Genomic DNA, 10,126 nt, shown 5'->3' with positions numbered 1-10,126 from the left:
CTACAACACGCAGTAGGAACAGCTTTACCCTGCAATCTTGTGTGTTCTTCTGTTTTCACAGCTCGGCGCATAAAACGCCTCCTACAACACGCAGTAGGAACAGCTTTACCCTGCGATCTTGTGTTTTTTCTGTTTTCATAGCTCGGCGCATAAAGCGTCTCCTACAACACGAAGTGGGAGCAGGTTTTCGCCGCGATCTTTATGCTTTTTCGAGTTACTTGTCGAGTTTACTCAATAAATGCTGCTTAACGGTGGGCCATTCTGAGGCGATAATCGAATACACTACGGTGTCTCTTAACTCACCATTTCTACCAATTTGGTGGCTGCGTAAGATACCATCTAGCTTAGCACCAAGGCGCTCAATAGCACTTCGAGAAGCGTGATTAAAAAAGTGGGTTCTAAACTCGACTGCAATGGCATCAAAATCTTCAAAAAGCTGCTGTAACAGCAAAAGTTTACACTCCGTATTTACCGCCGTTCGACGCACTTTATCGCTGTACCAAGTATAGCCCAGCATGGCGCGACGATTAGCGATATCTGCATTGTAATAGCGGGTGGTTCCTACGATTTCGTTGCTGCTATTTAGCTTCACCGCGTAGGCAAGATTCCCTTCAGGTGCTTGACTTATCGCTGTGTTAACATAGCGTTCCATATCCTGTGGCGTGGGGACATTAGCATACCAAAGCTTCCACGCTTCACCGTCTTGTACAGCCCGCTCCAGCGCATCAATATGTGTTGTTGATAATGGTTCAAGGGTGACGTGGTGTCCTATCAGGGGTTTATTAGTTGGCCACATGCGTTACTACTTCCTTATTTTGAGTATTTTGATGGTATCTTGTTTTGCAAGAGGTACAGCTAAGAGATTTGTTTTAGCCATAAAAGCCAAGGCTGATATATTGGCTAAGGGATTGGTCAAATCATCAAAATTTTCGATATGTGTGAGCTTGCCCGTCGCGCTAACACTAAACACAGCAATGCCAGAGCTACTTTCAGAGGCTGCGTACAATCTTTTGCCATCAGCATCAAGTAATATGCTAGATACGCCATCTAGAGGCTTGCCTACTTGGCTTGCATCAATGGTTTGGAGCAAATGGTATCGACCGTTTTGTTGACGCTCAAATACTAAAATGCTGCTACTGCCTGCTGCTGCAACATAAAAAACAGTAAAGTTTGGGCTTGATGCCAAGGCTTGTGGTTTACTGAGGGCGCGCAGGTTACTGCCGTTTTTAACGATGCGCTGCTTCATCGCATAAGTGCCGTTGGTCTGATGCCATAGCGTAATGACATCACCTTCGTACCCTGCAACGATAAGCTCATCAACCTTTTTATTTACTAACACATCTACAGGCCCACCCATATCAGTCTGCTCAGTGCCATCGATAGGGCCGAGCCACGTCACTCTGTTTGCTGAGGTTATCTTAAAAGCAGTGACTGTATTACTTTTATAACTTGGGATAAAGGCGTCGTTTTTGTCATCACTTAAGCTAATTTTCCAAGGTGCAAATAAGCCCAGGGTGTCTTGGGCAGAGGTGTTCTTGGTCGGATCAAACACCACTTTGTAAGACACTTCATCAGAAAAGCTTTGCACAAGGTTAAACTTACCCGCGTTATCTTTTGCAAACACATTCAAGGCGCCATCGTAAAAGCTAGTGTTAAGAATGAGGTTGCTATTTACAAATACCGCATCAGATGCGCCAGTAAGTAATAGTGGCTGAGTATCGCTCGATTGAAAGTGTTGATCTTGGAACAAGAGCCCATTTTCGTTGAGTGCAAATGTAACCAATGCGTTGTCATCGCCACTGACTGCAACAGCCTGCGTACCTTGAAGGTTAAAACGCAGCGTTCTAGGGTTATCTAAGCCACTAAACCCTGCTGTGTTATTTTGGATGGTCTGAACCACATCGAATGTATTGCTAATCGCGCTAAATGGCATGGCTCCGAGTGCGATAAATGCAAATGCGCTTATTGCAAATTTATACATTTTACTACCTGTTTTTATTATTTTAAATCTTACTGGAGTTCCAAAAATGTTCTGATTTCATCCAAACGATTCATGCCGTCTTCAAACCCAAGCTCAATAAGTTTTTGGGTGTATGTTCTCTCAAAAAGCAAGTAACTGGTTAAACTCGACGGTGAGTGTTTTTTAACCCCCATAGTCCTGAGCAATAGCTTTATGGCCAATGGCATATCATCATAATAATGATCAGCGACTTCGCTAAAGTTGAGCTTAGGGTTGATTATCATGTGATCGATCCGTTTGAGCTCTTTATGCTTTTCTCGGGCTGGTAACAGGCTCACAGTTCGGTTGACTCGTTCTAGCCGCTCAATATCTGAGTTTAAGGTATCGCTAAATACGCTATCGAGGAGATGACCCGCAACCACAGACATTCCAGGGAAATGCGGCTCGTACCCAAGCGGCTGAGGCAGTTTAGGCTGTTCTACGCCAATCACAAAGATTTTATCTGCCCCCAAGTGAATTGCGGGACTTAATGGAGAAAGTTGGTGAATAGAACCATCGCCATAATAATGGTGTTTAACCCTAACACTTGGGAATACCATAGGTATGGCTGAGCTTGCCATGAGCAGATCTAGAGATATATTGCCAGGCACACCGACCCGTTTTGAGCGTTGCCAAGGAGTGGCATTGTTTGCCTGATAAAACGCTACGGACTTACCAGTTGAATAGCTTGAAACTGTAATTGCGACGGCGTCAAGAAAACGGCGATGTAAATTATGGTCAATGCGATTTAAATCAAGTACATTTGCCAGCAGTTTTCGAAGCGGTGAATTGTTTAGTAAGCTTGCTGGTGGCTGATTAAGATATTGCGCTTGAAAGCTTCGCAACATGTTTACTAATAAGTGACCATACGCACCTGAAAATGAGCTTTTATAGACCATATCTGTGCTGAAGTTTTTCCAGATATACTCTACTTTCTTTACGGCTAAATGAAAGCAAGAGGCATAGCATGCAATACCTGCCGAGTTTATCGCACCTGCCGAGGTGCCCGTAATGATGTCAAATGGCAAAGGGGAGGTGCGAGGCATACTTTGTGCTAATGCTTTGAGTACGCCTACTTGATACGCGGCTCTTGCACCACCTCCGGTCAGAAGTAATGCAATTTTTTTATCACTCGTTCTGTGCTTTCTCAAAAGAGGCTATCCTGCTGTTCAAATTGGTCTTTTTATGCGTTATTTATCTTTGTTGATGTTGTAATGCGATAGATACAAAGAGTTGATAACTCCAGTAAATACGTTATTTTTAGTAGTAAACTGCCACTGTGTCCTTAAGTCGCCTGTAGATTGTATTATTTATTCTAGTTGAACCAAGCTAAAACCCAAGTTGTCTGAAACACTCGCTCCTAGATTATTATTTTGAAGGTAAAGCACTAAAACGCTAAGGTGGCACAAACAAATTTTAACAAACTAGCGCGTTAATTTGGTCGCTAATTGGCGCGATTTTGTATTTAATGAAGTGGCGATTTAGTTTAACTTCAATGTACTGAACTTAAGTTCGGTGCTCAAGTATTTTTATTAAGATCAAATGTTTGAACAAGGTGTAGTCAGAGTTTGCACCACAACGCATTTTTTTAGGGTTTCAGCGCGCATTAAGTTATTAGTCAAGTATTTGGTGATAGTTTTACATTAACGCGTATCAACAATGACGAAGAGGGAGTCCCCATGTCAGAGAATCATCGAGAAGGCAACAAAAAACCTTCTAACAGCCAATTACTGTTTGCCGCAGTAGTTGTATTAGCATTAATTATTGTGGCTGTTTTTGTGCTCGCACAAAAAGATACTCCGCCATCGGAAAATCAAAAGGTTAAACAGGATATTGTGGTACCAGAACCAGCACAAACGTCAGTTGTGAATACTGCAACAGAAGTCGAACCAGAAGTGCTGGTAGAGCCCGAGGCTGAGCGCGAAATACCAGACACTCGTGAGCCAGAAACACCTGCACCCACCGCAATCGCGGAGCCTGAAGCACCAGTTTTACCGTCGTTATCACAAAGCGATACAGAAATAAAAGCAGCCGTTGCTAATTTTATGTCAAATCAAGCGGTCAAGTTATTAGCTGATGATGATGTAATTCGTCGCACTGTGGTGTATGTGGATAATTTAGCTAACGGAAAAATTGCAGAAAAACACTCACCAGTAGTAAAACCACAAGATAACTTTAGTGTGATAGATGACGATATAATTATCACAGATCCAAATAGTTATGAGCGTTACACCCCTTACGTTGCAATGTTTGACACGATGAGCACAGCACAGGTTGTAAGATTATATGACCAATACAAACCATTGTTTGAAGAAGCATACGAAGAAATTGGCTATGAAGGGAACGAGTTTAATGGCATCTTAGCGGATGCCATCGACGAGCTACTTGCAACACCTATTCCGGATACTGCCTTACCGCTCATTAAAGAGTCGGTGACCTATAAATATGCCTACGCAGAATGGGAGCAGCTGTCGGCTGCGCAAAAGCAGTTTTTACGAATGGGTCCAGAAAATATGAAAAAAGTGAAAAAGCGCTTGAAAGAAATCAAAAGCGCGTTGAAAAAATAATCAAATATCCTCTTAACAAACATAAAAGCGTGGCTAGCTGTTTAAACATCACTCAGTTAACCACGCTTTTTGACTTTTCCCTTGCATCCTTTTGTAATCTTCGAGATAATTCAAACCGCGCCAAACAAGGCCCTCAATGGTAGTCTTATTGGTCCTCTCGCAACAATAGTTCGTGAACCTGGTCAGGTCCGGAAGGAAGCAGCCACAGCGGATGACTTGTGTGCCGGGATGTGGCTGGTAAGACTGCCACCCAAATTTCCTCATTTGTTGTTTGAAGTGTAAGTCTTATTTATAGTACTCAAAAGTATACTAGAACATACTAATTCCTATCTTTTTAAATTTAAAAACTAAATCAAATAAAACACTCATTCTGTGCTTGTTAGATCAATAACACTTTATTAGCGTGTTCCCGTAGATTGGAAAAGTCGTGGGCGCTTTCCAACAGAGTTACGAAAACGCGCTGCGAATGCAACAGTAAGAAATTTCTAGAATGGAGGATGTGAGTTTTGCTAAGCCAGCAGGCGCTCGCAGTTTGTTAGATTCGTCCGCCGCCGCTTTTGAAGTGTTTCGCAGTAAGCGGTTGTTGTTCGCTATCGGCCAACTGCACCGTGAAAATTGCGTAGTAAGTTTTATCCAGTTTCTGGCTCTATATTTAATCGAGAGTGTATGGGTTGTGCTTCGTTGATATAGCCATATTTATCGGCCCGAATACATTGGCCTGTGAGTCCAACCAATTCAATATAGGATTGAGCTCAATAGCAGACCCTTATGCAAAAGGCATGACGAACTAGGTTATCTTAGAAACCTTTAAAGAGATATACTCAAGTTTTATGATGTGCAGACTTGGATCAATTCATTAACTGCTCCCCAATGATTTCAGTTATTCAGCTTAGGTAATATGAGTAGTACATTTAGCATATTTTTGTCTAGTCATGGGGGCTTGGAACATGGCTAAAGAAGAGCGCCCATAATAAGTCCCACTTTGATCAATTTGCTTGTGCATATTTATATTTCTGGGTGTTTTTCATGTATCATGGTTGTGCGATAGTCGACACACTTTTACTATTTCTGATTTGGTAACACCTGATTAAGTTATTGTTATGGTTGACAGTAATAGAGAGGGTGTATGAGTAGCCGTTGTTATGCGGCGGGGAATACGCTATTGTTATGCGACATTTTTCGTCGATAAAAATGTCAGCCATTGAGGGAGTCAAATGAAGTATAAAATAGTACCTGTAAGATCGGATTTCTTAGATAAAGTTAGAAATGTAGGTATAGACGATCAAAACCAGCCTGTAGAAGTATTGGAAGCTAAAGGTGGTGAACCATGTCGAGATGTGCTTCGTGGTGCAAAGGCTGGTGAGAAACTAATATTGGCCAGTTATTGTCCTTTCACTAAAACAGGCCCGTATAAAGAGTATGGGCCCATTTTTGTGTTGGCTAACTCAAATAGTCAGGAATTTGATGTTAATAAACTGCCATTGCCAAATGGGTCAGCAATCGATTATTTAGGTCACACATTTGTATTAAAAGCATACTGTGAAAACGAGCGTATATTAGACGCAAAATTGACATCACCAGAACATGCAGAAACAGATCTTGATGGATTTTTAACCAATAAAAAGGTTAGCTTTGTAATTGCAAGATATGCAGCCTATGGTTGTTACAGTTTTAGAGTTGAACGTGTTTAATAGATATTAAGGCGTTAGCTGCCTTTCCATGGTGCTGTTGGTCGAGAGCGAGTACTCATCGCTTATTGTGAAACCCCTAAAAGACGAAGGCGCACAAATCTAGCAAATTGTGAACATTTGCTGGCTTAACCAAATAGATTCTTTAGCGATAACCCTCAAGCTGCGTTAACCGCAGTACCTTTATGGTGTGCGACACACTGGCTTTAGTGTCAGGAGGTACTTAAATGCCAGCAAGAACCTTATTTTCTTAAGCACTTTTGATACGAGTAATGAATAATTCTTTGTAATTCTAACGAGAAACTACCATAACTTGGTGAGTAGGTAACAGTGGGTGTCATCGTTGTTCCCTGTGTTATAGGTAAGATTTTCTCGCCTCAAAATTGACCACTTTATTAAGGTATATGATATGACACGCGCGTCGAGGACAGTGAAGGCTGCCTCACAAAAAAGGTACGGCTGATGCCGTACCTAAGGTCGTCAGGAAATAATACTTAACTTGCTTAATCTACGGTGGTTATAACCGTATCGATTAAATGCACCACGCCATTGGCGGTGTAAATGTCTTTTTGGATAACGTTGCTACCTTCTATCTGCAAACCAGACGTAGGAAGTGTGACTTGCCACCAAATATTGTTCACTCCATTACCATTGTTTTGGCCTTGCTCGGTGTCACCACTAAAAAAGTAAAGCGGACGGCCTAAATACGCTGCTTGCATAGTGCCGTCTTGCCTAGGTATCAAAGATAACCCTGGGATGTTGCTTATTTGTGCCTCGTTGGCGATGACCGGTGGCCAAGACGTGGCACAGCTGTCGTTACACTGACTTTGATCTGCGGTTAGGTCATTGTCGAAAACATACAAAGTGAAGCCTGCTTTGTTTAGTGCTTTACCCGCAACTAGTCTTTGCCCGCTGATGTCGTAGGCAACTGCATCTGATGCTGTGTTTGCTGAACCTGCAAAGTCGACCACATTAATATCGAGCATGTTACCTGCTAGCGTTTCCACTTGTTTACCATTTAGTTTTAACGCCGTGGTTGCCGACGCTTCAATCCCTAGAACGTGCTGTGTAAGTACGTTCGTAAGTGCTGGCACATCTGCAAGCAGTGCGTTTAAAGTGGTTGCTGGGATCTTCTCAAAGGCACGGTTGGTTGGTGCAAATACCGTGAATGTTTTGCTGGTGTCAGATAGCGTATCGACGAGATCGGCAGCCGTTAGCGCAGTCACAAGCGTAGATAAAGTGTCAGTTTCCACTGCAACATCTACTATCGTTTTGGTGGTTTGTGTTTTATCAGCAGGTGGCATGATGACTTTATCTAATACGTGTATAACACCATTATCAGCACTGACATTGGCCGTTCTTATAACAGCGTCATCAATGAATAGCTTGCTGTTTACGGTGTTCAACGCCGCGTTATCTGAATTAGCCATGGTTACCATATTAGTGTCCGAGGAGGCTACGGCAGCCGCTGCATCAGACATAATACTTTGTCCAGTCACGACGTGATATAACAAGATATCAGTAAGCTTTTGTGGATCTGCGGCGAGCGCATCCAGAGTTTCCTGCCCAAGTGCCGCAAACGCTGCATCTGTTGGTGCGAATACAGTAAACTTAGTGGTGGGATCCGCAAGCGTCTGATCCAGTCCTGTAGTGCCAAGTAAGCTTACCAGTGTGTTGAACGACCCTGCGTTTTGTGCAACTACGGGGATCAATCCAAGAGACTCTGGAACAGCAATATCTGCGACCACAACGGCGTCCAATACATGGATCACACCGTTTGACGCCTTGATGTCTGTTTGCGTAACGGTTACACCTGCATATTTGAGCGTATCACTCGCAGCGTCTATGGTTACAAGTAGCTGGTTGTTTAACAGTGTTGTTGCACGCTTGCCGTTAAGTGACATTGCCGTGACTGAATCAACACTGCCAGGGAGGATATGCTGCTTTAAAATGTCACCAAGCACCTCTGGATTTGCCAACAGCGTGTTTATCGTATCTGTGCCAAGGGCTGCAAATGCTGCGTCTGTTGGTGCAAAAACAGTAAGCGGGTCAGAGCCGGTGAGTGCACTGGTCAGCCCTGCGGTTTCAACTGCTTTGAGTAACGTTGTGAAAGTTCCCGCATTGGTAGCAATCTCAGCAATATTTTGAGTTGATGCCATGTCAGCTGGTGGCATTAGTACGGCATCAATCACGTGAATAATCCCGTTATCGGTTATTATGTCTGTTTGCGTAACCGTAGCTGTATTCACTAATAAAGTATCCCCGCTGAGCGAGAGCGCTATTTTGGCACCATTTACAGTTTCAGCTGTTTGGCCGGCCAGCGACAGTGCAGCTTCAGCGTTCACCTCTGCGCCTATCACATGATACGTCAAAATGCCGCTTAGCGTGTCAGTATCTGCCAGTAAACCGTTGATGGTTTCCGCTCCGAGCACGTCAAAAGCGGCGTCGGTTGGTGCAAACACCGTGTATTTATTATCAGTATTGTCTAGTGTCGCATCAAGGCCTGTTGCTTCTAATGCTGCTACTAATGTAGTAAATGAGCCTGCTGCTTTTGCAGCGTCATAGATTGAAGTTTCGGTAGGTTCTGGTGCGGGGGTTATAACAGGGTCATCGTCACTAGAACATGCCACGAGTGTGCTAAACGAAGCCACAAGAGCGAGCTTTACAATGATATTCACGGTCATCTCCGTTGGGTGGTTAGTTTTTCGGCAATACGCTGAGGGGGAAAGTTAAGATCAAAGATTTTTTAATAGCACGTTTATGAACTGTTACGGTAATAACGCTGAAGCAACCTCAACTTGTTCATGCTAAGGTTGTCTGAGTAAGCTTGGTACTAACTGCGATAGTCGCTTTTTGTGTGTCTGAAAATCATGCAATAAAACGCTAAAAGTTATTGCAATAAAGTCGCCAATAGGACGGTATATTATCATTGATTAATATATACTTTGGTCGGCTAATGGGGTGAGTAAAAGAGATGATCAGCTGCGACAAACATGATTATATAGAAATGGTTTGTGTATTTAATTACATGGTAAAACTGACGTTGAAGACGGGAGAAGTGATAGAAGGTCAAGCCATTGATACTGCGAGAAACACGGCTGGTGAAGAGTGTATAAAACTACATGTAGGAAATGAGCCGCTATTGGTATGTTTAGAGCTAGTAAACAGATTAGAGGCTATAACTAAAAACCCTCATTTTAATGAAGTGTATTTAAGCGAATGACCCTGCAATTTTGATTCAGTAATCACTCAACCGCAATAGTACTTTTTCAACAATCGAGCGAACAAGCAAAAAAACGAGGATGTGATGGCATTATCATTTCAAACTACGCGGTTAGAAGTTAATGAAATTGACAACACGACTTCAACAGCGCAAATACAACAGCTGATAGCAAAGATACCCTATATTTTGACCGCTGATGTAGTAACACACCTGCCTGCTTATTTTCATCATATTGACTCGGCAAGTAAGGCTGAACAATGGTTAACTAGGATGTGCTCTGAAAGTCGTTTGTTGCAAATTACGTTAAAGGATAAAGAAACCATTGGATTTTTGTTCGCTAATACTGAAAATGAAATTAACACGCATATTGGTTATGTGATAGCACAGCAGCATTGGGGTAAAGGTTATGCCAGTGAATTACTTCAAGGCTTTATTCATACCGCAAATACAATAGGCTCTTGGCACAAGCTCATTGCGGGTGTAGACAAATCAAACTTTGCTTCTGTTCATTTATTAAAAAAGCAAGGGTTTTCAGAGCAAGGCTGTGCAAACGGCAATATGTACTTTTTTGAATATGCACTGTCCAAAGCCGATTAGCCTTAATACTTGCTCAATTTGAAGGAGCAAATCTGACGCTAACTGCGTTAAA

At 42.6% G+C, this 10,126-nt stretch carries 8 protein-coding genes, 1 other RNA gene and 2 pseudogenes; 6 read left to right on the top strand and 5 right to left on the bottom strand.

Annotated features, from left to right (window positions below):
• Window positions 1-214: 214 nt before the first annotated feature.
• From D9603_RS17250 to D9603_RS17240, 3 genes are read right to left on the bottom strand one after another with little or no spacing between them, the layout of a single operon-like run.
• On the bottom strand, window positions 215-796 hold the full coding sequence (locus D9603_RS17250; RefSeq protein WP_128732251.1) for a GNAT family protein: 582 nt from the start codon (window positions 794-796) through the stop codon (window positions 215-217).
• 6 nt (window positions 797-802) lie between these two features.
• Entirely contained in the window at window positions 803-1,981 is a 1,179-nt protein-coding gene (locus D9603_RS17245) for a beta-propeller fold lactonase family protein (protein WP_128732250.1), read from the bottom strand.
• A gap of 29 nt (window positions 1,982-2,010) precedes the next feature.
• On the bottom strand, window positions 2,011-3,150 hold the full coding sequence (locus D9603_RS17240; protein ID WP_128732249.1) for a patatin-like phospholipase family protein: 1,140 nt from the start codon (window positions 3,148-3,150) through the stop codon (window positions 2,011-2,013).
• A gap of 528 nt (window positions 3,151-3,678) precedes the next feature.
• On the opposite strand from D9603_RS17240, the gene D9603_RS17235 reads away from it, so the two are divergent.
• Window positions 3,679-4,566 (top strand): DUF3014 domain-containing protein, encoded by an 888-nt coding sequence (locus D9603_RS17235; RefSeq protein WP_128732248.1) that lies wholly within the window; start codon window positions 3,679-3,681, stop codon window positions 4,564-4,566.
• Between the two features lie 146 nt (window positions 4,567-4,712).
• Window positions 4,713-4,809: signal recognition particle sRNA small type (gene ffs / locus D9603_RS17230), an RNA gene on the top strand.
• 266 nt (window positions 4,810-5,075) lie between these two features.
• On the opposite strand, the pseudogene D9603_RS22195 reads toward ffs, so the two are convergent.
• Window positions 5,076-5,315, bottom strand: a pseudogene (locus tag D9603_RS22195) (transposase); the annotation flags it as partial.
• 465 nt (window positions 5,316-5,780) lie between these two features.
• Here D9603_RS22195 and D9603_RS17220 point away from each other — a divergent pair.
• The gene (locus D9603_RS17220) at window positions 5,781-6,257 is read left to right on the top strand and encodes a DUF1203 domain-containing protein (RefSeq protein ID WP_128732247.1); all 477 of its coding nucleotides are present in this window, start codon (window positions 5,781-5,783) and stop codon (window positions 6,255-6,257) included.
• 24 nt (window positions 6,258-6,281) lie between these two features.
• Window positions 6,282-6,386, top strand: a pseudogene (locus D9603_RS22335) (transposase); the annotation flags it as partial.
• Window positions 6,387-6,757: 371 nt separating this feature from the next.
• Here the strand turns inward: D9603_RS22335 and D9603_RS17210 are convergent.
• Window positions 6,758-8,938: a fasciclin domain-containing protein gene (locus D9603_RS17210; RefSeq protein ID WP_128732246.1), complete on the bottom strand. Its 2,181-nt coding sequence runs from the start codon at window positions 8,936-8,938 to the stop codon at window positions 6,758-6,760.
• A 290-nt stretch (window positions 8,939-9,228) separates the two neighbouring features.
• Here D9603_RS17210 and D9603_RS17205 point away from each other — a divergent pair, with 290 nt between their 5' ends.
• Complete coding sequence (locus D9603_RS17205) at window positions 9,229-9,477, top strand: Rho-binding antiterminator (protein WP_125253083.1); 249 nt, start codon at window positions 9,229-9,231, stop codon at window positions 9,475-9,477.
• 84 nt (window positions 9,478-9,561) lie between these two features.
• Window positions 9,562-10,074 (top strand): GNAT family N-acetyltransferase, encoded by a 513-nt coding sequence (locus D9603_RS17200; protein ID WP_128732245.1) that lies wholly within the window; start codon window positions 9,562-9,564, stop codon window positions 10,072-10,074.
• Window positions 10,075-10,126: the final 52 nt, after the last annotated feature.

This window comes from Pseudoalteromonas sp. PS5 (assembly GCF_004103255.1).
GTDB lineage: Bacteria > Pseudomonadota > Gammaproteobacteria > Enterobacterales > Alteromonadaceae > Pseudoalteromonas > Pseudoalteromonas peptidolytica.
Note: the sequence above shows the minus strand (reverse complement) of the source record. Positions and strands in the feature narration are given on the sequence as shown.

Coding starts and splice junctions, on each gene's coding strand:
- D9603_RS17250 (WP_128732251.1), bottom strand. CDS start 796: ATGTGGCCAACTAATAAACCCCTGATAGGACACCACGTCACCCTTGAA.
- D9603_RS17245 (WP_128732250.1), bottom strand. CDS start 1,981: ATGTATAAATTTGCAATAAGCGCATTTGCATTTATCGCACTCGGAGCC.
- D9603_RS17235 (WP_128732248.1), top strand. CDS start 3,679: ATGTCAGAGAATCATCGAGAAGGCAACAAAAAACCTTCTAACAGCCAA.
- D9603_RS17220 (WP_128732247.1), top strand. CDS start 5,781: ATGAAGTATAAAATAGTACCTGTAAGATCGGATTTCTTAGATAAAGTT.
- D9603_RS17210 (WP_128732246.1), bottom strand. CDS start 8,938: ATGACCGTGAATATCATTGTAAAGCTCGCTCTTGTGGCTTCGTTTAGC.
- D9603_RS17205 (WP_125253083.1), top strand. CDS start 9,229: ATGATCAGCTGCGACAAACATGATTATATAGAAATGGTTTGTGTATTT.
- D9603_RS17200 (WP_128732245.1), top strand. CDS start 9,562: ATGGCATTATCATTTCAAACTACGCGGTTAGAAGTTAATGAAATTGAC.